This window comes from Burkholderia sp. SIMBA_051 (genome assembly GCF_046534915.1).
Classification (GTDB): domain Bacteria; phylum Pseudomonadota; class Gammaproteobacteria; order Burkholderiales; family Burkholderiaceae; genus Burkholderia; species Burkholderia ambifaria.
This window is the reverse complement of sequence record NZ_JAWRXS010000001.1, coordinates 422,802-447,337: the sequence shown is the minus strand read 5'-3', so window position 1 is coordinate 447,337 and position 24,536 is coordinate 422,802. Positions and strand designations below refer to the sequence as shown.

Below are 24,536 nucleotides of genomic sequence, written 5' to 3'. Positions count from 1 at the left end.
ATCGGATTTGAAATGACCAAGCAGCCCAATTTCATCGTCATCGTCGCGGATCAGCTACGTGCCGATTGCGTGCATGCCGTGCATCCGTCAACCCAGGTCCGGACACCGAATCTGGACCGGCTCGCAGCCGACGGCGTGGCCTTTACGCAAGCGTTCGGACAGCACAGCGTATGTTCCCCGTCGCGCGTATCGTTCCTGTCGGGCCGCTATCCGCATGTTGGCGGTCATCGGACGCTCGGCCACTTGCTCGGCCCGCATGAACCCAATTTCCTGCGCGTCTTCAAGGAAAGCGGCTACCACGTCGCGATGGCGGGTGGCCGTGGCGACTCGTTTGCCGCCGGTGCGACCGAGTTGTCGATGCATGAGCACGGCTTCCTGCCCGAGGAAACGCGGCGCAGCGCCGGCGAATTTCTGCGGAGCAAGACGCAGGGCGACCCGAGCGATCCGATGGTCCGCGCGTTCTATCGCGGGCAGCGCACGCAGGATCAGGCGAATGTCGAATATGACGAAGTAGTGGTCAAGACAGCGGAGCACTGGCTCAAGTCTCCGCCGCGGGAACCCTGGGTGCTGTATGTCCCGCTCTTTGCCCCGCATCCTCCGTTCGAGGCGGAAGAGCCATGGTTCTCGATGTACGACCGCGACACGGTGCCCGAACGTGTCGCCGGAAGCGGGCGCATGCCGGCCTACGTCGACGCGCTCATGAAGGCGCACGGCTGGGATCACATGACCGACGCGCAGTGGCGGGAATTGCGTGCGGTGTATTACGGGATGGTGTCGAGGCTCGACCATCACGTCGGGCGGATCGTGGATGCGGCCCGGCAGGCGACCGAGCCGGAGCGGCTGATCACCACCTTCTTCTCGGATCACGGCGAATATCTCGGCGATTTCGGTCTCGCCGAAAAGTGGCCCTCCGGTGTGCACGAATGCCTGCTGAGAAATCCGCTGATCGTGTCGGGCGGGCCGGCGCCCGGTGTGGCCGGCACCGTCTCCGACGCGTTGGTGGAAATGATCGACGTGTTTCCTACGTTGCTGGATCTGGCGGGTCTCGAGGCCACGCACGCGCACTACGGGCGCAGCTTCGTGCAGTGCCTGCGCGAGACCGGTGCGGCGCATCGCGAGAAGGTGTTCAGCGAAGGAGGATTTCTCGTCAGGGAAGCCGATCATTTCGAGAATGCCGGCTTCCCGTACGACATCAAGGGCACGCAGCAAAGGGAGCATCCCGAGTCGGTCGGAAAAGTGGCAGTCGTTCGCACGCTTGAATGGACTTACGTGTGGCGATTGTACGAAGGGCCGGAATTGTATCGACGGACGACCGATCCGAACGAGACGACGAATCTGGCCGGTATGCCGGAATACGCCGAGATCGAGGCCGATCTGCTCGCGTCCTTGTTGCGTTGGCAAGTCGAGACAGCGGATGTGCTGCCGGCCGGGAAAGGCGCCCGATTCCCGGTCGTCGATTTGCCGCGTCCCGGCGAGTGGCGCGAGCAGCAGGAACGTTGACGGCGCTCAGGTCGCGGGGTTGTCGAAGTCGACAGCTCGGCGACCTGATTTCCAGGTCGGGCGGTGGCATGTGCCAGGCAGTTTTCCGAGTGAATTTTCACGATAAATAATTAATATAACTAATTATTAAATGGAGGAGACAGTGCGGAAAGAAGCTGTAGCGGTGATCGCCATGGTGATGTCGGGGTATACGTATGCGCAATCGAGCGTAACACTGTTCGGAACGGTCGGGGGCGGCGTGCGTTGGACCGACGGGGTACAAGGCGGGCACCAGATCGGGTTCGACAGCAATTCCATTTCGGGCAACTCGTTCGGCATCCGCGGGGTGGAAGACCTGGGCGCGGGATGGCGTGCGATCTTCATGTTGCAAAGCGGTTTCATCACTGGCACGGGCGGCACGAAAGCGTCGAGTACATTCTTTTCCCAGCGCTCCTATGTCGGGCTGGAAGGGGGATTCGGCCGGCTCATGCTGGGGCGTCAACTCAACGCAGCGGAAGACATTGGGGTTCAGCTCGACCCGAATGAGGCCAACGGGCCTTCGCTGGCCACCGTGCCCGGCATTCTGTGGGGCGGGAATTTCTTCACGCTGGACGCGCGCTTCAACAATACGATCAAGTACGTCGGGCGCAGCGGCGGCTTCACGTTGCGGGCGAGCTATTCGCCGGGCGGGGTGGCCGGCAATACGCGGGCCGGGACCAACTTCGCCATCGGCACCAGCTATCAGTTTCGGACGCTGCTGCTGGCCGCCGCGTATCAGAAGACCTACAACGCCAGCGCCTCGCAACACGCGGAGACGGCGATGGGCGGGGCAACGTGGCAGCTCGGGCCGACCCGGATGTATTTGAGCTACAGCGCACTGAAGGTTTCCGCGGCGACCGCGGCCGGCGCGGAACGGCGCGATCACATTCCGTCGGTAGGGCTCGTCTATCGGGTAACGCCCACGCTGCAGTTCACCGGTGCGACCTATTACGACATCGCCAGCAACCTGAAAAATGTCGCGGGCGCCGACGGCCGAAAAATGACGACGTATGCGATGGTCGAATATTTTCTGTCGAAGCGCTCCGAACTCTATGTTGAATTCGACCGAAACGGGTTTTCCGGTGCTTACAAGAAAGATCCCACGAACGTGTCGGCATTGAATCTTCGTCCGGACGGGCGCGCGGTGACCGGTGTTTCGATCGGGATGATCACGCAGTTCTAGATACACATTCGATGGCAAGGTCGTGCTCGAACACGAGGCACGATCGGCGCATCGATTCGACGGGGAGGATGTATGCATGTACGAGTGATGGTGTGCCGGGCCGCTGTGGCAACGGCACTGACGGTGCTGGCCGCGAGCGCGGCGGCGCAGGAGCGGCAGGCGGAACCGGCGCTTTCTTCAATGCCCGCGGCGGCGCCCACCAAGGCGCAAAAGGCGGCGGATCGCCAATTGAGGAAGCGCGTTGCGCGTGCGCTCGGGCGAGCGAAGCGACTCGATGCGAGTCGCTTGCTGATCTTCGTGCGCGGCGATGTCGTGACGCTTTCCGGCGATGTAGCGGATTCGGAACAGAGCGCGTTGGCTATCGCTACCGCGCAGCGCGTGCCGGGCGTCGGCGAGGTGCGCAACCAGCTTCGTATCCGTACACGAAACTGACGAGCATTAATTCTGGAGTGAAATGAGCGAATCATGAAAGCAATTCTTGTGATGTACGACAGCCTCAATCGGCACATGCTCCCGCCTTATGGCAACGAGTGGGTCAAGGCGCCGAATTTCCAGCGGCTTGCCGAGCGGAGTGCGACGTTCGACAACTGCTATATCGGCAGCATGGCGTGCATCCCCGCCCGCAGGGAATTGCATACGGGGCGCTACAACTTCCTGCATCGAAGCTGGGGGCCGCTCGAGCCGTTCGACGATTCGATGCCGAACATGCTTCGACGCGAGGGCATCCATACGCATTTGGCCAGCGATCATCCGCACTATTGGGAAGATGGCGGTGCGACTTATCACACGCGGTACAGCAGTTGGGAGTTCTTTCGCGGGCAGGAGGGCGACCCGTGGAAGGGGCAAATCCGGCAGCCGCCGATTCCGGCGCGGCTCAAGGGGGCGCTGAACGAGAAGGCCGCGCGACAAGATTTCGTCAACCGCCAGTACTACCCGACCGAAGATCTCCATCCGCAAACGCTGACGTTCGACGCGGGCGAGGCGTTCATCCGGGAAAATCACGATGCGGATTCGTGGTTGCTTCAGATCGAGACGTTCGATCCGCATGAACCATTCGCCAGTTATCCGAAATATCGCGATCTCTATCCCCAAACGAATACGGACGCGCATTTCGACTGGCCGCCATACGGTCCGGTATCCGGCAACGAAACCGACGATGACATTCGGCACGCGCGATTCGAATATGCCGCGCTTGTATCCATGTGCGATCACTCGTTGGGGCGGATTCTCGATCTGATGGATGAACTGAATCTGTGGCAGGACACGATGCTCATCGTGTGCACGGATCATGGCTACATGCTCGGAGAGCACGGTTGGTGGGCCAAGACGGCGCAACCCTGGTTCGACGAGCTCGCGCATACGCCGCTTTTCATCTGGGACCCGCGTTCCCGCCGTGCGGGCGTTCGGCGCCAGTCGCTCGTGCAGATGATCGACATCGCGCCGACGCTGCTCGATTTCTTCGGCGTGCAAGCAACGCCGCGCATGCAGGGCGTGGCGCTCGCGAAAACCATCGACGAGGACCTGCCGGTTCGGGAGGCGGCGCTGTTCGGCATGCACGGCGAACACGTCAACGTGACGGACGGCCGTTACGTATATATGCGGTCAGGGCCGGACCCGGACCGCAACGCGCCACTGTATGAATATACGTTGATGCCCACGCACATGCGCGAGATGTTCAGCGTCGACGAACTGCAGGATATCGAGTTGGCACCGCCGTTTCCGTTTTCACAGGGCGTGAGCATGATGAAGATCGCGAGCCGGCCCATTGGATATTCGTATCGTGCCGGAACGCTGCTGTTCGACTTGCAGACGGATCCCGGACAGGCGCAACCGTTGTACGACGACGCCGTGGAGCAGCGCATGGCGACATTCGCTCGGGATCTGATGCGTGCCAGCGACGCACCGGCCGAGCAGTATGAGCGTTTGGGCTTGCCGGCCGCGGGCCCGATCGACCACGATCAACTGCTTGCCCGTGCCCACGCGGATCGATCGGAGGCGCTACGTCTGCATCTGGCCACGCGTGCGCAAGCGATGCGCGCTGAAGTGGAGGGCCGGCGCGTTCGCGCCGAAGCATCGCCGGACCATTGAGCTGTATGTATAGGCGTTGCCGTCCGCAAGAAAGTGCGGCGGTAGCGCGCAACGCACGGTCACCTGTCGCGGCCCGGCGTGGAATGCGAAAAACCCGCGAGGGCTTCACGGCCTTCGCGGGTTTTGTCTTTTCGCGCGGCAGCGCCAGGCTCCGCCGACAGGCGCGGAACCTCGCGCGTCATCCGGCCGTCAGCGCGCGAAATCCGACGTGCCCTGGATGAACGTGTTCAGCTTCGAGATGTTCACGCTGCCGAAGCCCGTCGTCGCATCCCAGCCGGCCTTTGCGTTGTAGCCGTACGATCCGCTGCCGTTGTTGCCGGACGTCACGTCGTGGAGCAGGGCCGCGTTGCTCGGAAAGTACTTGTAGATGCTCGACGCCGGGAAGCCGAGCGCGTTGTTGTTCGCCGATTGCAGCCGCGCCCAGATGCCGGTGAAGATCGGCGCGGCGAGGCTCGTGCCGCCTTCGTTGTTCAGGTAGCCCGAACCCCACAGCGTGTCGGACGTCTGGCCGTTCACCACGAGGATCGCGCCGGTGCGCAGGTCGGCGTCGAAGCCGACGTCCGGCAGCGCGCGCTTGGTCGACCCGGTGAGGCTCGACGATTGCCACGACGGCGCGGCTTCGTATTTGCTGTAGCCGCCGCCCGTCGACCACACGGTGCCCTGCTGCCAGCTCGGATCGTTCCACACGATTTCGCTGTTGTACGTGTTGGTCGACGTATTGGTGAACAGCGTCGTGCCGCCCACCGCGATCACGTAAGGCGACGTCGCGGGTTCGCTCACCGTGTAGGTCGAGCGCGATGGCTTGCCGCTCGCGCATTCGTATGCGCCGTGGTCGCCGGCCGACACCGAAAAGGTCTGCCCCTGCGCGACGGCCTGCTTGAAGATGGTGTCGTCGGTCGCCTGGGAGCCGGTGCTGTACGCGGACGATTCGCACACGCCGAGCGACACGTTGATGACCTTCGCGACGTTGTCGCTCACCGCCTTGTTGTACGCGGCGGTGATCGCCGTGAGCGTCATCGACGGCGCCACGTAGAACACGACCTGTTTCACGCTGCCGCCGGCAGTGCCGACGATCGACTGGCTGTCGAGGTTCCATTCGACGGTGCCGGATGTATCGGTGTACGAACTGCCTGACGGCCCTGTGTGGACGACGCTGCTGCTGATCGTGCCTAGGCCGTTGCTCGCGGCGAACGTGTTGAGGTCGCTGACCGTCTGCGACAGGTCGCCTTCGGAAATGATGCCGACCGTGGTTTGCGAGGCCGTCGGCGTACCGTCGCCGCCATAAAGCGACGAGAACTCGGTCGGATTGTGCGGCACCGCGGATGCGCCCGCCGGGATCGTCAGGTTGCTGGTGTTGCCTTGCGGCTTGCTGCCCGCGCCGGTATGCATGAGCTCGACGTTCTGCAGGCCGAGCACGGCGCCGACGATGCTGCCGATCGCGTTCGGCACCTGCGCGGCGTCGGTGTTTGCGTAGACGCTGCGGCCGTTGTGCGTGAAGCGCTTGAGCGTCGTGCGGAAGGCCGACTTGATCGTTGCCGCGGTGCCGGATGCGGACACGAGCAGGCGGTTCGGCGCGACCACGACGTTGACGAAGCCGGCCTTGCGCAGGTGCGCAACGACGGAGGCGACTTGCTGGTCGGTCGGCGCGTACTGCGCGGCGAACTGCGCCGGCGTGAGGAACTGCTTGTAGTGCGGCGAGCCGGGCGTATGCAGGTCGCGCAGGTATTGGTCGAGTTGCGCTTCGTTGCGCAGGTTCAAACCGAGCACGATGTCCACCGATTCGCCGGGCGCCATCTCGATGGCAGACGCGGCAGCGGCGGCGGTGCTGGCCGCCGGTGCGCCGGCGGTACTGCTGCTTTCACCTTGCTGGACGAGCGGCAGGAATCCCTTGGTGCGCGTTTCCGTCCAGCCGGCGGCCGGTGCGGCATGGACGGCCGTCATGCCGAACGAAGCGGCTGCCGCGGCGGCGAACGCTAGCTTGACGATGCGGATGTGCTTTTGTTTCTTGTCTGCAACCTGATTCATTTTGAATTACCCCTCCGGTTGAACATCGAACGGCATGAACAACAACAGTCGACGGCGGCGCGGATCGTGTGCCGCCGATATCCGCCGCGCTCGCGCGGATGGCGCGAGCACGACGGGGCCTTTCGCCCGAGCCGGAAAGGTGGTGACCTCCGGGAGCGAAATGCTGAATGCCAGGTAGTGGTGGCGCTGCGCCGCGTTGCGGGTCGGCCGCGCGAGCAGGCTTGATGCAGGCGGGATCGCTAGAGCAACAGTTTCGGTGTCCTGCTCATTCGGTTCGGTCCTTCGGCCCGCTGCCGGACGGCAGCTGCCCAATGAAATGCATCGGGATGTTGCATGCACCGACGAACGAGAGACTGTCGGCGGCGAGAACTTCGGTGCGGCGGAAGCGAAATGCGTCGAGCGGAATCGATTGCGTGGTTTGCAATGTGTCAGATTGCTTGCATCGGACGGTATCAAGAACGAAAGTTCGGTGTCAAACTTTTTCTGATTATATGAAACAAAATTAAATGAATTAAGCTGAAATGCTTTTGAAAAGATCGGGGGTGTTTTGTAATTTTCGAAACCCGATTTGGTTGCAATCGCAACTTAATCGACCGAATCATTCGCGGTTCGAATCGTAATGGGCGAACCGTTGTGGAAGAAACATTCGAATCGTCGGTGCCGGCGCCATCAACGAACTTTGCCGGGCGAGCGCCCGGCGCATGTCACCCCGCGTTCGTCTGCCACCCGAGCCCGAGGCTCTTCTGCAGCGATACGTAATCCTTGATGAGTTCGGCCTTTCCAGCGATCACGTTCTGCTGCGCGGCGAGCGCCTCGCGCTGCGTGTCGAGCAGATCGATCGTTGATGCGACGCCCGCGCGATAGCGCTGGTCCATCAACGTGGCCGAATGCGTGGCCGACGTCTGCACCTTGGTAAGCGCGACCACATGTTCGCGCTGGTGTCCGTAGCGCTGCAGCGCCGTGTTCGCGTCCTGCAATGCGCCGAGCACGGCTTTCCGGTAATTCGCCTCCGCTTCGTCGCGCGACGCTTCGGCCGCCCGTACCGCGCCGCGCGTGCGGCCGAAGTCGAGAATGTTCCATTGCAGGTACGGTGCGCCGACCCACGTGAAGTTCTGCTTGCGAAACAAATGGCCGGGGTCCGTCGCGCTGAAGCCGAGATCGCCGAGCAGCGTCACCTTCGGGAAATAGTCGGCGATGTGCTCGCCGATCTGCGCATTGCTCGACGCGAGCCGACGCTCGGCCGCGCGGATGTCGGGGCGCTGCTTGAGCAGCGCGGCCGGATCGCCGACCGGCACGCTGCCGGGTAGCGTCGGCAATGGCGCGCCCGATGCCGACAGCGCGGCATCGAGCGCACCGGGCGCGCGTCCGGTCAGGATCGCGAGCCGGTCGAGCGACTCCGTCACCTGCGCATCGAGCGGGATCAACGACGCGCGCGTGTTTTCGACCTGCGTCGTCAGGCGTTCGATGTCCACATCGGCCGCGACGCCGCGCGCGCGGCGCTGCTGCGTGAGTTCGAGCATGTGCTGTTGCAGTTCGGCCGTGCGCCGCGACAGCGCGAGCCGTTGCTGCTGGTCGCGCAGGTCGACGTACGCGGTCGCCACTTCGGCCGCGATCGACACCTGCGTGTCGGCGAGGTCGGCGTCAACGGCTTCCGCCTGCGCGGACGCGGCTTCGACCGCGCGGCGCGTGCCGCCGAACAGATCGATTTCCCAGGTCGCGTCGAAGCCGGCCGAATAGAGCTGCAGCGGGCCCGAACCGCCCAGCGGCGGCGATGAACCGCCCGACTGGTTCGAGTCGCCGGACGGCAGCAGCGAGCCGAGCGCGCTGAGGTCCGGTTCGCGCGCGCGGATCGCGGCGACGGTGGCCGACGATTTCGGCAACTGCGCGGCGCGCTGTTGCGACAGCTGCGCGCGCGACGCGCGCAACCGGGCCTGCGCGGCCTGCAGATCGGGGTTGTGCGCGAGCGCGGCGGCGATCAGGTCGTCGAGCTGGCGATCGCCGAGCGCATGCCACCACGCACTCGGCGCGGGCGCGGTGGAGTCGACGCCGGTGGCGGGCGCACGCACGAAGGTCGGCGCGTCGGGTGCCGCGGGTGCGCCGCGGTAGTCGGGGCCGACGGTACAGCCGGCGAGCAGGCAAGCGGCTGCGCACAGCGTGAGCGCGGGGCGGCGGGGCAGGGAGAAGAGCTTCATCGTGTAAGGCGGTTCAATGGCCGGACGACATCGGCTGCGGACCGCGCGGCGTCTTCAGCAGCAGCGCGAGCGGCACGCACGCGAGCAGCGCGAGACCCAGCAGGTAGAAGGTTTCGGAATAGGTCATCACGATGGCCTGGATCTGGATCTGCTGCGCGAGCTGGCCGAGCGCACGCAGATGCGAATACGCGAGGTCGCCCGTGTGCGCGAACCAGTTCGCCGCGTAGGCCGACAACCGTTCCTGCCCGATCAGCGAATTGGCGCTGACCGATTGGCGCAGCGCGTCCACGTGGAAGGTCGTGCGCCGGTCGATCACGGTGCCGATGATCGCGAGCCCGATCGAGCCGCCGAGGTTGCGCGCCATGTTGTAGAGCCCGGCCGCGTCGCCCGAGTCCTCGCGCGCGACGGCGGCCATCGACGCCTGGTTCAGCGGCATCATCGCGAGCATCTGCGCGACGCCGCGAATCAGCTGCGACCACACGAAATCATGGCCGACGCTCTGCGCGGTCAGGCCGATGTCGAGCATGCAGCTCAGGCAGAACAGCAGCAGCCCCGAGATCACGAGAACGCGGAAGTCGACCTTGCCGAGCAGGCGCGGCAGGATCGGCATCACGAGAAACGCGGGCAGGCCCGACAGCAGCATGATCGCGCCCGCCTGCTCGGCGTTGTAGCCCGCGACGATCGCGAGGAACTGCGGCAGCAGGTACGACACGCCGTACAGCCCGGCGCCCACGGCGGACACGATCACGATCACGCTCGCATAGCGCGGATTGCGCATCAGCGACAGGCGCATGATCGGCCGCTGCGCGAACCGCTGCGATAACGCGATCAGGATCATCCCGGCGAGCGACACGCAGCTGAGCGTGACGATCATCTGCGACTCGAACCAGCGTTCGCGCTGGCCTTCCTCGAGCACGACGGTCAGCGAGCTCAGCCCGATCGCGAGGCCCGCGATCCCGAGCCAGTCCGCGTTGAAGAACGTGTTCCATTGCGGACGGTCGGAAGGCAGCCCGAACACCAGCAGCGCCATCAGCAGCAGGCACACCGGCAGATTCAGGAAGAAGCACCAGCTCCAGCTGACGTTCTCCGCGAGCCAGCCGCCGAGCACGGGACCGAACAGCGGGCCGAGCAGCACGATCAGCCCGAACAGCGTCATCCCGACCGGCAGCTGCGACAGCGGCAGCCGCGTGCGGATGATGGTTTGCGCGGTGGGGATCAGCGCACCGCCCGTGAAGCCCTGGCCGATGCGCCCGGCGATCATCATCGCGAGTGAATTCGACCAGCCGCACATCATCGAGAACGCGATGAACAGCGCGGCATTCGTCAGCAGGAAGTTGCGCAGCCCGAACACGCGCGTGAGCCACGCGGCGAGCGGGATCATCACGATTTCCGACATCAGGTAGCCGGTCGAGATCCACGTGCCCTCGGTGCCGGTCGCGCCGATTTCGCCCTGGATCTGCGGCAGCGCGGAGTTCGTGATCGAGATGTCGAGCGTCGCCATCAGCGCGCCGAGCGCGCCGGCGGCGACCGCGATCCAGTCGGTGACGCTCGCGCGGCCTTCGTGCGGCGGCGCGGGCGGGGTGGCGGCGGTATCAGCCATGGCGGTTCTCGTTGCCGTCCGGGCGCGTGTCGACGTCGACGGTCACGGACAGCCCCGGCACCAGCATGCGTGGCGCGTGCGCGTTCGCGACGAGGCGGATGCGCACCGGCACGCGCTGCACGATCTTCGTGAAGTTGCCGGTCGCGTTTTCGGGCGGCAGCAGCGCGAATTGCGCGCCGGTGCCCGGTGCGAAGCTGTCGACGGTGCCGCTGAGCGTGTCGTCTGGCAGCGCGTCGACGTGCAGCTCGACAGGCTGGCCGATACGCATCCGGCCGATCTGCGTTTCCTTGAAGTTCGCGACGAGGTAGATCGCGTTCACCGGCACGACGGTCAGCAGGCGCGTGCCGGGCTGCACGTACTGGCCGACGCGCACCGTGCGGTCGCCGACGCGGCCGTCGAGCGTGCTGCGCACGATCGTGTTGTCGAGGTCGAGCCGTGCCTGCGCGGCGCTGGCCTGCGCGGCTTCGAGCTGCGCGCGCGCCTGCTGCAGCTGCGCGGTAAACGACGCGATCTGCGTGCGGGCGGCGGCGATCGACGCAGTGTTCGCGGCGAGCGTCGCGGCGGCCTGGTCGCGCGTGCTCTTCAGGTCGGCCACGCGCTCGTGCGTCTCGGCGCCGGTCGCCGCGAGCGGCGCGTAGCGTGCGTATTCGTCGCTCGCGTGCCGTGCGTTGATCTGCGCCACCTTCGCCTGTGCTTCGGCCTGCTCGAGGTTCGCGCGCTGCTGGCTGATGTCGGCTTCCGCGCGCGCGATGTCGGCGCGGCGCGCGTCGACGGTCGCGGTCGACTGCGCGAGCGCCACCTGGTACTGGCGGACGTCGAGCCGCACGAGCGGGTCGCCGGCCTTGACCACCTGGTTGTCGCGCACGTAGACGTCGGTCACGTAACCGGCGACCTTCGGCGCGGCCGTCATGTTGTCGGCCTGCAGATAGGCGTCGTCGGTGCTTTCGATGAAGCGGCCGACCGTCCACCAGCGGCCCAGCGACACGGCGGCGCCGATGGCCGCGACCACGGCGACGGCGGTCAGGATGCGCCGCCGCCTCGAACCGACGTTGCGTGGCGATGCGGTTCCCTGACGATTTTCTTTCAGTGACGGAGGTTGCGACGTCGACATGAGGTCATCCAATTTATTCCAGGCGGACGAATTATTCCAGTCGGTAAAAATCTGTCAAGTAGAATGTGGTTCGATCGAGTGACGAGGAAGGCATGAACGAAGCGAAGAAGCTGCGCCGTACGTCGACGGGCGGCTACGCGCGCGGCGACGAGACGCGTCGGCGAATCATCGATGCGGCGATCGAGCTGTTCGGCGAACACGGATTCGCGGGCGCATCGACGCGCGACATCGCAGCGAAGGCCGGCGTGAACGCGCCGGCGCTCCAGTACTACTTCGAAAACAAGGAAGGCGTGTACCGCGCGTGCGTCGAGGCGATTGCCGAGATCGGCTGGAGCGTGCTCGGGCCGGCGGTCGAGCATGCGCGTGCGGCGCTCGACGCGGAGGCGGACGTCGACGCGCTGATCGACGCGTTCATCGTCATCCTGCGCACGCTGGCCGACCGGATCTTCACGGTGCCGAAGACGCTGGGGCAACGGATGTTCTTCGCGCGCGAGCAGGTCGGGCAGGAGCCGGCAGGCGCGACCGACATTCTGATGAAGCGCGTGCGCAAACCGTTGAACGACGTGAGCGCCGAACTGGTCGGCCGGATCTCCGGGCGGCCGGCCGACGATCCCGTCACGCGGTTGCGCACGATGAGCCTGTTCGGGCAGTTGACGGTGTTCCACCTCGTGCAGCGCTCGGCACTGCAGTTGCTCGACTGGGACGGGTTCGACGGTGAAGGCGGCGCGCTGCTGATGGCGACGATCGCCGACCAGACGCGCGTGCTGCTCGAACACTGGCATGCGCAGCGCGGTGCCATTATCGACGAAGCGCCGGTCGGCTTACGGCGCGGTGCGGGCGCGAAACGCGCGGCGAAGCCTGCTGCATCGACCGGCGCCGCGAAGCGCGTGCCGCGTGCGAAGAAGCCGGCGGCACGCTGAGCGGCACGCGCGATCAGTTCGGCTTGCGCTCCGGTGGCGGCGCGGGATGCGTGTCGGCGGCAGGCATGTCGGCGGAATCGCCATCGTATTCGGGGCCCACGGGTCGCGAACCTTCGTCATACGCGACGAGGCTGCGCTGCGGATTCGCGATCCGGATCCCGCGTTCGCGGAACATCACCGCGATCCGCCGGTTGAACTCGCGCTGCACGCCCCAGCGCGCCGAGTCCTTGCACTGGATCTGTCCGGCCAGCGCGATCATCGCGCCGTCGACCTGGTCGATGCCCCAGTAGCTGAAATCCGACAGGATGCCGTCCTTGTAATTCGGGTCGTCGCGCAATGCGGCGCCGATCTCTTTCAGCGTCGCGATCGCGAGATCGATGTCCTGCCCGTAGGCGATGCTGACCTTGACGGCCGCGTTGCCGAGCCCGCGGTTCGTGTTGTTGACGGTCGTCACCGAGCTGAACGGGATCGTGTACAGCGAGCCGTCGCCCGCGCGCAGCCGCACGGTGCGGATCGACAGGTATTCGACCGTGCCCGACACGCCGGCGAGCGTGACCCAGTCGCCCACCTGCATCGCGTTCTCCATCAGCAGGAAGATCCCGGTGATGAAATCCTGCACGAGCTTCTGCGAGCCGAAGCCGAGCGCGACGCCAAAGATGCTGGCGCCGGCGAGCAGCGGGCCGATGTTCACGCCGATTTCGCTGAGGCCCGTCAGCACGACGACGAGCGCGATCAGGATGAACAGCAGCGAGCGCAGCATCGGCAGCAGCGTGCGCAACCGCGCCGCGCGCACGAGGTTGCCTTCGCGCGTCCATAGCTGCAGGCGCCGCTCGATCGCGATGTTCGCGGCTTCCCATACGAGCAGCGCGACGACGGCCGCGATCGCGATCGTGATCAGCGCCGACGCGAGCCGATGGCCGATCGTGCCGGTCCCGAACGCATGGAAGATCGGCACGCCCCAGGTCTGCAGCAGCAGCACGACGGTCACGACGGCGATCACCGCCGAAACGATCTGGCGCATCAGCGGGTAGTAGCGGTACGCGTGCAGGTGGACGAGCGTGCGATCGTCGTCGCGGCGCTGGAACAGCCGCGCGAGCGCGCCGAACACGACGATCGACACGATCCGCATGCCGACCATCACGGCGATCGAGCGGCCGCCGAGCGTGATCAGCACGCGGTAGCCGTTGTGAACATCGAGCGCCCACACGAACCACAACGCCATCACGACGAACACCGCCACGGGCGCCCACGCGTCGGCGAGCGCGTTGCCGATCACCGCGAAGGCCGGCCGCTCGTCGCCGGCCGCGCGAATGCGCGCGGCGACCGGCTGGCGGCACCGCAGGATCAGCGCCGAGATCATCAGGTGGCCGACGAGCGCGACGGCTTTCAGCAGCGCGACGTGACCGGCGTCGCTGAGGCCGAAGCTGCCGGCGAGCTCGACCGCGGCGGTGCAGGCGCCGAGGACGATCGCGATGCGCGCGATCGAGCGCTGCGCGAACGCGGCCCAGGCATCGCTGATGTGCAGCAGCCGCAGCTGCGGCGCATCGGGCTGGAAGAACAGCCGGCTGACGATCGTCACAAGGCGGCAGATCACGTAGATGTCGATCAGCGATTCGAGTGCGATTTCGGTCGGCGTGCCGGTGTCGTCGAGCAACGACATCGTCAGGCTCGCGACGCCGACGAACACCAGCAGCGGCACGACCCGCAGCGCGAGGCTGATCAGCGCGCGCGGCATCCGGCGCAGCAGCGTGGTGTTGCGCCGCGCATGGCCGCGGCCTTGCGACGACGTATCGGGCCTGCCGGTGCCGTCCGCCCGGGCGGCGGCGTCGATCGTGGAGGCTGGGGCCGTGTGGTCGTCCGGGGCGGGCGGCTCGGACCCGGCGGGCTCGGCTGGCCCGGCTGGCTCGTCTTCGGCCACGCGCGACGATTCGGCGCGACGCGCGCTCAGGGCGGCCAGCGCGCGCCGCAGGAGCCGCCTTGCGAACCATTCGATGACAAATGCGGGCACGAGCACGGCGAGGATGATCCCGATCGCGCGCGTGAGGTCCGCCCGTGCGTCGGCGCGGACCAGCCGCTCGTGCCACCAGTTGCCCACCGAGCCGACATCGAGCAGCGAGCTCAGCGATTCGCGCAGCGCGCCGCCGATTTGGGCGGCCCAGCGCGATCCCTGCCGGACGACCAGCGACGCGAGCCCGTTCGTCGTCAGCGCGGCGGGGGTGGCGGCAGCCGATGCCGCGCTGGCCGGCGCGGCGCCGCTCGCCGGCAGCGCGGGCGTGCTCAGCACGCCGACGGCCGCGATCGCGCGCAACGTGGTTTCGACCTGTTCGCGCTCGCGCGGATTTTGCAGGACGGAGAGCGCCTGCTGCGCCTGTTGCGGCGTCAGCGCGGGCACGGCGCCGGAGGCGGCCGATGCGGCGGCATGGGCGGGAGCGGCCGCGTGGGCGGCCGAGACGACGGCGGCGAGCAGCCAGCCGAGCAGGAAATGTCGCATGAGTAGGCGTGCGGGCGCGCGTCGAAGCGTGGCCCGCCGGTCTGGACGATGGACGGAAGTTAACATGATCGCGAGCGCCACCGAATAGTTCCGTCGATGAATATTCGATTCGGGCATACCGCACCGGGCATGCTGGATGCGGATTCCTGACGAATCAGCGTTCCTCATCGTGAAAGACCGGCAGCACGTGCTCGGCGATTTCTTCGATGACCTCGCGCACCGGCCGGTCCGAGCCGGGATTCAGCGTGACATGGTGCGTGCCGGCCGCGCGCATGTCCCGGAGAATGCCGATCAGCGCATTGCTTCCGGTTGCGTAACCGAGCGACAGCGCGGTGGCCGGCGCATCGCGATTCGCATCGAGATCGAGCCGCATCGACACGCCGAACGCGCGAAAGGCTGGTTGTGCAAGCCGCTCGACCGCCGCGCGCCACATCGAATGGCGCGCCCGCTGCGTGTCCGGATCGCGGTGGTAGGTCATCCAGCCGATCGCGTTCCGTGCGATCCAGTCGACGCTTTGTCCGCCGGAGCCGACCGCGAGCATCGGCACCGCGTCGTCGCCGCGCGGCAGCAGCGTGAACTCGGGTGCGTCGGGCGGCGTTTCGTCGGGCACCACGCGGGACGGCACGGCGAGCGCGGCCGCGACGATGTCCCAATGCCGGCGATACCGGTCGCGCCGCGTTTGCGCGTCGACGCCGAACGCCGCATATTCGGGCGGCCGGTCGCCGGAGCCGAGGCCGAGGATGAAGCGTCCGCCGGACAGCGTCGCGACCGACAGCGCGCCCTTCGCGACATGCAGCGGATGACGCAGCGGCAGCACGATCGCGCCGCTCGCCAGCACGATCCGGCGCGTGCGCGCCGCGAGCGCGCCGAGCAGCACCCACGGATCGAGATGCCCGACCGGGTCGGGATAGTCGGCGCTGTTCAGCGGCACGTCGCGAATCCACAGCGCGCGAAAACCGAGCGAATCGGCGAGCGTCGCGAGTTCGAGCTGCTCATTGAAATCCGCGACGGTGTGGCCGCTGCGCAGCAGCGGCAACGTCAGGCCGATCGACAGTCGCTCGGCCGAGAAGACGCGATGCGCGACGTCGGCGCGGTCGAAGGCGGGCAGGGGCATGTCGATTCCTTGAAGACGGGGCGACGCGCTCGCGCGCCGTACGGTGTCCGAATGCTAACGTGTTCGCGATGTTCGCGACGCGATCCGCAGCGTCGTGTTGCGCGGAGTGGGACCGAGGCGCTCCGCCACGCGCCGCTCGGTCCGGTGCCGACGACCGACCGCCGCGCGATGAACGAGGCCGGCGTCGGGCGATTGTAAGCAGACCGTCGGCATCGTGCGGGCGCGAGCGTACGGCCGGCGCACGCATCCCCACTCCTGCAACTTCGCCGTCGCTCTCCCGGGCCGTTTCCCGTCGTTTCACTTTCGAAACATTCACGCATTGCCATTGCCGTGCGATTTGCATCGGGGTCGTTTCATCGGCCTGCGCAGCCTTGCGCAGCCTTGCGCAGCGAAGCATGGTGCGCTCCTTGCATATCTGTATGTGCCGTGAGCGCGATCGCGGGCGCAGCAGGGGCCGGGCGATCGCTTCAGTGGGTCGGACGTACAGAAGACGGGGACAACAGAATGAAAACAGACCGAATCGCAACGCGCCGTGTTGCAAACATGAATCGCCGACCTGCCCGTGACTTCGCGTCGCCGTTGATTGCGGCGACGTGAGCGCGCGGCCTTCCATTCCATCCGAACCCACCAGATTCGTTCTGAACGACGACGTGCACGCGTGACGCGCGAGGCCGACGATTGCCGGTCGGTCGTCGGGGATGAACCGCCGGTGCATGCAGATGGCGACCATGACTTCCGGATCATCATGCCGACGCGCGAAACGCGGGCGCACCGCGCCCGACGCATGCGCGTGCGTGCCGCATGCGGTCCAGCGCGGCGATCCGCGCACCAAACAGGAAATAGAAGGTGTAGTTCCGGGGAAAGGTCCGCCGGCCGTGCCGCGGCGGATCCGATGACATTGTGCTGTCAGTTGATCCACTACCCCGATGGATCAATTGTTGAAGCGCCCGTCACCATGTGGTCGATGGGCGTCTTTTTTTGCGCGCCGGTCTCGCGCGCGGACCGCCGGCCCGATCGCGCGGCGTTCTGTATCATGTGCTGGCGCGCTGGCCGCCCGTGCGGTGCACGACCTGCCGCCGCACCCGAACACGCGCCGCCAACATGAACGACACCACCTTGCACGACCCCTCATCCGCCAGCGTCGATCCGGCCGCGCTCGATGCGCTGCACACGTTCGTCGAGCGCCATCCGCGGCTGCTCGTGCTGACCGGTGCGGGCATCAGCACGGATTCCGGCATTCCCGGCTATCGCGACCACAACGGTCAATGGATGCGCTCGCCGCCGATCCAGCTGCACGAATTCCTCGGTTCCGACGCGGCGCGCCGACGCTACTGGGCGCGCAGCATGATCGGCTGGCCGGTGGTCGGGCGCGCGCAGCCGAACCGCTCGCACGTCGCGCTCGCGCGGCTCGGCGGCGCGGGCCGGATCGAGCGCCTCGTCACACAGAACGTCGACGGCTTGCACCAGCGCGCGGGCAGCGGCGACGTGATCGAACTGCATGGCGGCATCAACCATGTCACGTGCCTCGATTGCGGCGCGCATCACGCGCGCGCGACGATCCAGACCGTGCTCGAAACGGACAACCCGGAACTGCTGGGCGCGCAGGCGGAGCCCGCCGCCGACGGCGACGCGCACCTCGAATGGGCCGCGCTCGACACGTTCCGCATTCCGGCCTGCCCGGCCTGCGGCGGGTTGCTGAAGCCGGCGGTGGTGTTCTTCGGCGAGAACGTGCCGCGCGAACGCGTCGTGCTGGCGTCGCAGGCGCTCGATGCGGCCGATGCGCTGCTCGTCGTCGGCTCGTCGCTGATGGTGTATTCCGGCTATCGGTTCTGCGTGTGGGCGCAGGCGCGGAACAAGCCCGTCGCCGCGCTGAACCTCGGCCGCACGCGCGCCGATCCGATGCTGACGCTGAAGGTCGAGGCGCGATGCGCGCCCGCGCTCGACGCGCTGAACGCGCGGCTCGGCGTGTGCGGCGGTGCACCGGAGCACGCATCGTGACCGGGTCGACGTCTTCGCCCGATCCGTCCGCGCGGCTGTCGGCGCCGGCCGCCGAGCGCAATCGCGGGCCGATCCTCGACGTGCTGCGCCGCGTGTTGCCGGCGAGCGGCAGTGTGCTCGAGATCGCGAGCGGTACCGGGCAGCATGCGGTCCATTTCGCGCAGGCGCTGCCGGGGTTGCGCTGGCAGCCGAGCGATCCCGACGCGCACGCGCGCCGCTCGATCGCCGCGTGGGTCGCGCATGCGGGCCTCGCGAACCTGGCCGAGCCGCTGGCGTTCGACGTGCGCGATGCGTCGTGGCCGGCCGCGGCGCTCGACGCGATCGTCTGCATCAACATGATCCATATCTCGCCGTGGGCGTGCACCGACGCGTTGTTCGACGGCGCGTCGCGCGCGCTGCGCCCGGGCGGCGTGCTGTTCCTGTACGGCCCGTATCGCCGCGAAGGCAGGCACACGGCGCCGTCCAACGCAGCCTTCGACCAACAGCTGCGCAGCCGCGACCCGTCGTGGGGCGTGCGCGATCTCGAGGCGGTCGTGGCGCTCGGGCTCGATCGCGGGCTCGACTGCACCGAGGTCATCGAGATGCCGGCGAACAACCTGAGTGTCGTGTTCCGCCGGCTGCCGCACGCGGAGCAATGACACGCCGGCGCGCATCGCGGCCGGGTTTCCACTATCCTTTCGCCTGTGCGCGCGGCCCGGTTCGGGTCGCGCCCCGTTTTTTCCGGAGAATTGAATAATGGGCAAACAAGCCATCGGTGTGATCGGGCTCGCGGTGATGGGCCGCAATCTCGCACTCAATATCGAGAGCCGCGGTCATGCGGTGTCGGTGTACAACCGCAGCCGCGCGAAAACCGACGAACTGATCGCCGAATTCCCCGGTCGCAATCTGGTACCGACCTATACGCTCGAGGAGTTCGTCGCGTCGCTCGAAACGCCGCGCCGGATCCTGATGATGGTGAAGGCCGGCGAAGCGACCGATGCAACGATCGCATCGCTCAAGCCGCTGCTCGAGAAGGGCGACGTGCTGATCGACGGCGGCAATACGCATTTCACCGACACGATCCGCCGCAACCAGGAACTCGCGCAATCGGGCCTGCACTTCATCGGCACCGGCGTGTCGGGCGGCGAAGAGGGCGCGCTGCGCGGCCCGTCGATCATGCCCGGCGGCCAGCGCGATGCATACGACCTGGTCGAGCCGATCCTCAAGCAGATCGCCGCGAAGGCACCGTCGGACGGCGAGCCGTGCGTCGCGTACATGGGCCCGGACGGTGCGGGCCACTACGTGAAGATGGTCCACAACGGGATCGAATACGGCGACATGCAGCTGATCGCCGAGAGCTATGCGGTGCTGAAGGACGTCGCGGGCCTGACCAACGACGAACTCGGCGCGGTGTACACCGAGTGGAACCAGGGCGAACTCGACAGCTACCTGATCGAGATCACGTCGAAGATCTTCGGCAAGAAGGACGACGCAACCGGCAAGCACCTCGTCGACGTGATCCTCGATCGCGCCGCGCAGAAGGGCACCGGCAAGTGGACGAGCCAGAACGCGCTGGATCTGGGCGTGCCGCTGCCGCTCATCACCGAGTCGGTGTTCGCACGCGTGCTGTCGTCGCTGAAGACGGAGCGCGTCGCGGCCAGCAAGATCCTGTCGGGCCCGGCCGCGGCACCGTTCGACGGCGACCGTGCGGCGTTCATCGAAGCGGTGCGCCGCGCGCTGTACCTGAGCAAGGTGATCTCGTACGCGCAGGGCTTCGCGCAGCTGCGCACGGCGTCCGAAGAGTACGGCTGGAGCCTCGACCTCGGGACGATCGCGAAGATCTTCCGCGCGGGCTGCATCATCCGCGCGCGCTTCCTGCAGAAGATCACGGACGCGTACGCGAAGGATCCGGCGCTCGCGAACCTGCTGCTCGACCCGTACTTCAAGGACATCGCCGCGAACTATCAGGCGTCGCTGCGCGACGTCGTGGTGGCCGCGGTGAAGGCCGGCGTGCCGGTGCCGGCGTTCGCGTCGGCGGTCGCGTACTTCGACAGCTACCGCTCCGAGCGGCTGCCGGCGAACCTTGTGCAGGCGCAGCGAGACTTCTTCGGCGCGCACACGTTCGAGCGCACCGACAAGCCGGGCAGCTTCCACGCGAACTGGTCGTAACGGGCTGCGAGGACAGTATTGTTGCGAAATTCTATTCTTTGAGTAGGGTTTTTCGTTCCCGGATCCCGGAATTGTTGGCTCCGCGGAAACAGTGTTTTCGTTCTTTCATGGTTTTCCCTAGGTGATCTCCGGACTAAACTTTGATCAATCGCTGCAGACATGGTGTGTGCGGCGAAGCAAAAAATACCGGAGGTAATCATGAAATCGCTGATCGCAACGTTCGCTGCAGCTGCTGTCCTCGCCGTTCCCGCCGTGTCGTTTGCCCAACAGAACGCGCCCGTCACCCGTGCGCAGGTCAAGGCCGAGCTGGCCGAGCTGCAACAGGCCGGCTACAAGCTGGGCAGCGACCGTACCGACTACCCGGCAGGCATCCAGGCAGCTGAAGCCCGTCTGAGCCCGCAACAAAACGTCGCCGCTGCCGATACGAGCGGCTATGGCGCGCAATCGGCCGCCCAGCAAGAGTCGGGCGCTCCGGCAGCCGCCAAGACCGGCTGGCAAGTGAAGCGCGTGTCGGATGGCGCACCGGTCTACAAGGGTCGTTAATCGCCTTCGATCGCCGGCCGCGTGCGCGGCCTGAGCTGATTCCGAGCAGTACACGCAGCCCGTCGTTCCGCATCACGGAACGACGGGCTGTTTTCATTGGCGTCCGCCGCGTCAGTGCAGCGGCCGCGGACCGCGGCCGATGTCCCGGAACAGCGCCTCGGCCGGTTCGAGCGCCTGCAGCCACGCTTCGTCGTAGCCGCTCAGCGTGTCGAGCGCCTCGCGCAGCCGCTCGATCGCGAGCACCGGCAGCTCGACGCTGTGCCGGGTCGCGCCGCTCAGGTGCGCGACGCTCGCCAGCTGGACGAGGGCGTCCGCGGCTTCGGCGACGTCCGTCGCGAACACCAGGTGCCGGTTGAGCAATTCGACGAGGCCGCTGGAACCGGCGAAATCCTCGGCGTTGAGCTGCACGGACAGAAATGTCGCATTGTTCATGTTGATCTCCTCTTTATTGGCGGATCGTGTGGTGCATCTCGGAGTATAGGAGGTGGCCGGCAACGGGGCATTGGTCGGCCGGCCGCCCCGGTCCAGCCGGCAGGAACCCGCCCGGACGCCCGCGCGGCGCGGCTTGCGGGCCGTCGGCGCGTGGCCGGGGCGATGCAAGATTGTTGCCGGGTCAGGCGCCTGTCGCTGTCCCGACCGCGACAAATGGTATCTTTCACGATCGGGACGACGTGCAAATGGCGCGAAAAGGGGGCCGGTGAGCCCCGTCGCGTCGGCGTCCCGCTGTGGAAACTGACGGCCGCGACAGCGGTCGGATACTGGTTGGTCCGGCCGTGCGGCCGGACATCGTGCGTCGCGTGCCGGAGGGCGGTGGGCGGCGCATCGACGCAAATCCGGGAGGACCCTTGAGAGAAACGATTCCGATCCACGAGGCGCTCGCGCGCTGGTTGCCGCAGGCGGCGCTCATCGTCGCGGCCGCCGCGCTGACGGGCTGTACGATGACGCCGTGGACCGACAGCTGGCAGCCGGTGCGGCCGTCGACGCCCATGTCGGCCGCCACGCCGGGCGTGATCGCCGGCTATTACCGCGTGAATCCGGGCGACACGCTCGCCGGCATCGCCGCCGCCTACGGGCAGCGCGTGCAGGACCTGGCCAGCTGGAACCGCATGTCGCCCAATGACGCCGTGTCGCCCGGCCAGGTGCTGCGCGTCGCGCCGCCGCCTGCCGCGACGTCGCTCGGGCAGCCGTCCACCGCGGCGCAACCGGGCTCGCTGGCATGGCCGGCGACGGGAAGCGTCGCCGCGCCGTTCTCGGCCGGCAGGACGCGCGGCATCACGATCGCCGCGTCGGGCCCCGACCATTCGGTGCGGGCCGCGGCAAACGGGCGGGTGGTCTACGCCGGCTCCGGCGTCAAGGCGTACGGCCCGCTCGTGATCCTGAAGCACGACAACGGGCTCATCACGGCCTACGGGCACAACGGCAGGCTGCTCGTCAACGAAGGCGACGCGGTGCGCGTGGGCCAGCCGATCGCCGAGATGGGCACCGACGCGAGCGGCCGCTCGACGTTCGAGTTCGAGGTCCGGCAGAACGGCAAGGTCGTCGATCCGATGAACTTCCTGCCGCGCAACGGCGGCTGACGCGCCGCATCACGACGTGTGCGCCTAGCGGCGCACACGTTCCCGCCTTCATCCTTCCTTAAGCTCCGTGGCGTCAGACTGTCTCGCATGATTGCCGAGCCAGCGAATGCCCACCGCGAGCCCCGTCGCGCCGAGCGCGATCAGCGAACACTGGATCGCGACCGGCAGATAGCCGTGCGGCCGCGGATCGACGAACGGATACGGATACCAGTTCTCCACCGAGCCGCGCACGAGCGTATAGCCGAGATAGACGATCGGAAAGGCGAGCCATGCGAGCGCGCTGCGCCACGGGATCGGCGAGCGCGGCTCGACGTACAGCCAGTCGCACAGCACCACGAGCGGCACGATCCGGTGCAGGACCCAGTTGTTCAGGGCTGGTGTGACGTGCAGCAGCGCATCGAGCCGGGCGAGCAGCAGCTCGTAGACGATCGCGGTGATCAGCATGTAGAGCACGGCGGCGCCGCGCATCGATTCATAGCGGGGCGAGCCCGGGCGCGTGACGCGCGACAGCCCCGCGATCAGCATGACCGCCGCATACAGGCTGCTCAGTTGGGTGAAGTAGCTGAGGTAGTTGCCGAGATGAAAGGTCGGCATGGCCCAGTAGTCGGCGACGCTGTGCAGCGTGGTCGACACCGCGAGCAACGCGGCGATCAGCCGGTAGGCCGCAACGAAGAACGCTTTGCTCATGATGCCCGCGCAACGTCGCACGAAAGCTTCATCGTGCCACAGCCATCGGCGCGCGCGATGCGGATTTTCCATATGACGGCGCGGTGACGCGTGGCTGCGCGAATTCTTCGGATATTTGATCGGGCCGGGCAACAGCGGCCGCACGCGGGGCTACAATCGGTGCAGCCGCCGGGTACCGCCTGGCGCTGCATCTGCCTGCCCCACATACAAACGAGAAACACGAGACCAAGCATGAGAAACATCCTCGCGAAACAGACGCGCTACAGCTCGCCTGCGATCTTCTTTCACTGGATCATCTTCCTGCTGGTGGCGCTGGCCTACCTCGCCATCGAGATTCGCGGACCGAAAGGCAGCGACAGTCGCGCGTTCTGGATGAACGTGCACTTGCTCGCGGGTACGTCCGTGCTCGTGCTCTCGGTGCTGCGCGTGTTGTGGCGCGTGGTCAGCCGCGTGCCGGAGCCCATCGTGCAGGCGCCGCTGCTCAAGTGGCTGTCGAAGCTCGCGCATGTCGCGCTGTACGTATTCATCATCGCCCAGCCGCTGCTCGGCATCATGATGATCAACATGGGCGGCAAGCCCGTGTCGCTCGACTGGATCGGCGTGTCGTTCACGCTGTTCGGCCCCGACAAGGCGCTGCGGCCGACGATCAAGGAGGTGCACGAACTGCTCGGCAATGCGTTCTACTTCGTGATCGGCCTGCATGCGCTGGCCGCGCTTTATCACCATTTCGTGCGGCGCGACGACGTGCTGCGACGCATGGCGCCGTGATCGCCGCGTGCTGAAGCCGCGCGGCGGCCGGGGGCGCATGGTTGTGTTGACAACCATGCGCCCCCGGTTCGTTTACCGCGATGCGCGGCTGGCCTTCGCGGCGAACCTTCGGTAACATCTCGGCTGTTTTTACATTCCGCTTACGCGTCGCCGCGCATGCTGCATCGACATCGTCATCTGACCGCCTGGCTCGGCGTGTTCGCGATCTGGCTCGCGATCGCGGCGCCGCTGGTGTCGCAGTGGCGCCTCGCACGGGTGGCAACACCCGACGCGATTGTCTGCGGTAGCGAGCATGGCGCGCACCGCGCGCCCGATGCAGGCCACGCGCACGATCCCGCGCGCCATCTCGATGCGTGCGGCTATTGCGGCTTCTTCGCGCACAGTCCCGCGATCGGCGGCGCGGCCGCCGTATCGTTCGCTTTCGTCCCCACCCAGGTCGTTTCCGCCGTCGCGCCGCATGCCGTCGCGTCGCGCGCCACCCCCTATCCGCGCGCGTATCCACGCGCACCGCCCGAGCGCGCCTGACGCGCTGTCTTCCGTTCCATTCATCGCCGACATCCGTGCGGTCCGTCG

At 66.7% G+C, this 24,536-nt stretch carries 20 protein-coding genes; 12 read left to right on the top strand and 8 right to left on the bottom strand.

Going from position 1 to position 24,536, the window contains the following annotated elements:
- Positions 1-12: 12 nt before the first annotated feature.
- The 4 genes from SB771_RS01920 to SB771_RS01905 all read left to right on the top strand — a co-directional run bounded on the left by SB771_RS01920 (position 13) and on the right by SB771_RS01905 (position 4,789).
- Entirely contained in the window at positions 13-1,500 is a 1,488-nt protein-coding gene (locus tag SB771_RS01920; protein WP_175659571.1) for a sulfatase-like hydrolase/transferase, read from the top strand.
- A gap of 142 nt (positions 1,501-1,642) precedes the next feature.
- Positions 1,643-2,701 carry a porin gene (locus SB771_RS01915; RefSeq protein WP_279607302.1) on the top strand — a complete coding sequence of 353 codons (1,059 nt, stop codon included), beginning with the start codon at positions 1,643-1,645 and terminating at the stop codon, positions 2,699-2,701.
- Between the two features lie 72 nt (positions 2,702-2,773).
- The gene (locus tag SB771_RS01910; protein ID WP_045554954.1) at positions 2,774-3,133 is read left to right on the top strand and encodes a BON domain-containing protein; all 360 of its coding nucleotides are present in this window, start codon (positions 2,774-2,776) and stop codon (positions 3,131-3,133) included.
- A 33-nt stretch (positions 3,134-3,166) separates the two neighbouring features.
- Positions 3,167-4,789, top strand: a complete 1,623-nt coding sequence (locus tag SB771_RS01905; RefSeq protein WP_175659569.1) for a sulfatase — start codon at positions 3,167-3,169, stop codon at positions 4,787-4,789.
- 189 nt (positions 4,790-4,978) lie between these two features.
- Here the strand turns inward: SB771_RS01905 and SB771_RS01900 are convergent, their stop codons facing one another.
- The 4 genes from SB771_RS01900 to SB771_RS01885 all read right to left on the bottom strand — a co-directional run bounded on the left by SB771_RS01900 (position 4,979) and on the right by SB771_RS01885 (position 11,717).
- Positions 4,979-6,814: a protease pro-enzyme activation domain-containing protein gene (locus tag SB771_RS01900; RefSeq protein ID WP_410721759.1), complete on the bottom strand. Its 1,836-nt coding sequence runs from the start codon at positions 6,812-6,814 to the stop codon at positions 4,979-4,981.
- A gap of 704 nt (positions 6,815-7,518) precedes the next feature.
- A complete protein-coding gene (locus SB771_RS01895) occupies positions 7,519-9,006 on the bottom strand; it encodes an efflux transporter outer membrane subunit (RefSeq protein WP_175659567.1) in 1,488 nt (495 codons plus the stop codon).
- Between the two features lie 13 nt (positions 9,007-9,019).
- The gene (locus tag SB771_RS01890; protein WP_175659566.1) at positions 9,020-10,606 is read right to left on the bottom strand and encodes an MDR family MFS transporter; all 1,587 of its coding nucleotides are present in this window, start codon (positions 10,604-10,606) and stop codon (positions 9,020-9,022) included.
- Positions 10,599-11,717, bottom strand: coding sequence for an HlyD family secretion protein (locus SB771_RS01885; RefSeq protein WP_175659565.1), 1,119 nt, complete (start codon positions 11,715-11,717; stop codon positions 10,599-10,601). The genes SB771_RS01890 and SB771_RS01885 overlap by 8 nt, the downstream gene beginning before the upstream one ends.
- 92 nt (positions 11,718-11,809) lie before the next feature.
- Here SB771_RS01885 and SB771_RS01880 point away from each other — a divergent pair, with 92 nt between their 5' ends.
- Positions 11,810-12,637: a CerR family C-terminal domain-containing protein gene (locus tag SB771_RS01880; protein WP_175659564.1), complete on the top strand. Its 828-nt coding sequence runs from the start codon at positions 11,810-11,812 to the stop codon at positions 12,635-12,637.
- Positions 12,638-12,650: 13 nt separating this feature from the next.
- Here the strand turns inward: SB771_RS01880 and SB771_RS01875 are convergent, their stop codons facing one another.
- Entirely contained in the window at positions 12,651-15,128 is a 2,478-nt protein-coding gene (locus SB771_RS01875) for a mechanosensitive ion channel domain-containing protein (protein WP_175659771.1), read from the bottom strand.
- A gap of 154 nt (positions 15,129-15,282) precedes the next feature.
- Complete coding sequence (locus SB771_RS01870; RefSeq protein ID WP_175659563.1) at positions 15,283-16,242, bottom strand: LLM class oxidoreductase; 960 nt, start codon at positions 16,240-16,242, stop codon at positions 15,283-15,285.
- 1,101 nt (positions 16,243-17,343) lie between these two features.
- On the opposite strand from SB771_RS01870, the gene SB771_RS01865 reads away from it, so the two are divergent.
- From SB771_RS01865 to SB771_RS01850, 4 genes are all read left to right on the top strand, one after another.
- Positions 17,344-18,240, top strand: coding sequence for an NAD-dependent protein deacetylase (locus tag SB771_RS01865; RefSeq protein ID WP_175659562.1), 897 nt, complete (start codon positions 17,344-17,346; stop codon positions 18,238-18,240).
- Positions 18,237-18,878: a DUF938 domain-containing protein gene (locus SB771_RS01860; RefSeq protein WP_175659561.1), complete on the top strand. Its 642-nt coding sequence runs from the start codon at positions 18,237-18,239 to the stop codon at positions 18,876-18,878. The genes SB771_RS01865 and SB771_RS01860 overlap by 4 nt, the downstream gene beginning before the upstream one ends.
- A gap of 97 nt (positions 18,879-18,975) precedes the next feature.
- Positions 18,976-20,388 carry an NADP-dependent phosphogluconate dehydrogenase gene (gene gndA / locus SB771_RS01855; RefSeq protein ID WP_006760524.1) on the top strand — a complete coding sequence of 471 codons (1,413 nt, stop codon included), beginning with the start codon at positions 18,976-18,978 and terminating at the stop codon, positions 20,386-20,388.
- A gap of 198 nt (positions 20,389-20,586) precedes the next feature.
- Positions 20,587-20,931, top strand: coding sequence for a DUF4148 domain-containing protein (locus SB771_RS01850; protein WP_006754857.1), 345 nt, complete (start codon positions 20,587-20,589; stop codon positions 20,929-20,931).
- A gap of 111 nt (positions 20,932-21,042) precedes the next feature.
- Here the strand turns inward: SB771_RS01850 and SB771_RS01845 are convergent, their stop codons facing one another.
- The gene (locus SB771_RS01845; RefSeq protein WP_011658328.1) at positions 21,043-21,363 is read right to left on the bottom strand and encodes a hypothetical protein; all 321 of its coding nucleotides are present in this window, start codon (positions 21,361-21,363) and stop codon (positions 21,043-21,045) included.
- 413 nt (positions 21,364-21,776) lie between these two features.
- Here SB771_RS01845 and SB771_RS01840 point away from each other — a divergent pair, with 413 nt between their 5' ends.
- Complete coding sequence (locus SB771_RS01840) at positions 21,777-22,508, top strand: peptidoglycan DD-metalloendopeptidase family protein (RefSeq protein ID WP_011658329.1); 732 nt, start codon at positions 21,777-21,779, stop codon at positions 22,506-22,508.
- Positions 22,509-22,556: 48 nt separating this feature from the next.
- Here the strand turns inward: SB771_RS01840 and SB771_RS01835 are convergent, their stop codons facing one another.
- Positions 22,557-23,195, bottom strand: coding sequence for a Pr6Pr family membrane protein (locus SB771_RS01835; RefSeq protein ID WP_175655095.1), 639 nt, complete (start codon positions 23,193-23,195; stop codon positions 22,557-22,559).
- 231 nt (positions 23,196-23,426) lie between these two features.
- Here SB771_RS01835 and SB771_RS01830 point away from each other — a divergent pair, with 231 nt between their 5' ends.
- Positions 23,427-23,963, top strand: coding sequence for a cytochrome b (locus SB771_RS01830; protein WP_105831388.1), 537 nt, complete (start codon positions 23,427-23,429; stop codon positions 23,961-23,963).
- A gap of 156 nt (positions 23,964-24,119) precedes the next feature.
- Positions 24,120-24,488, top strand: coding sequence for a DUF2946 domain-containing protein (locus tag SB771_RS01825; RefSeq protein WP_138848560.1), 369 nt, complete (start codon positions 24,120-24,122; stop codon positions 24,486-24,488).
- Positions 24,489-24,536: the final 48 nt, after the last annotated feature.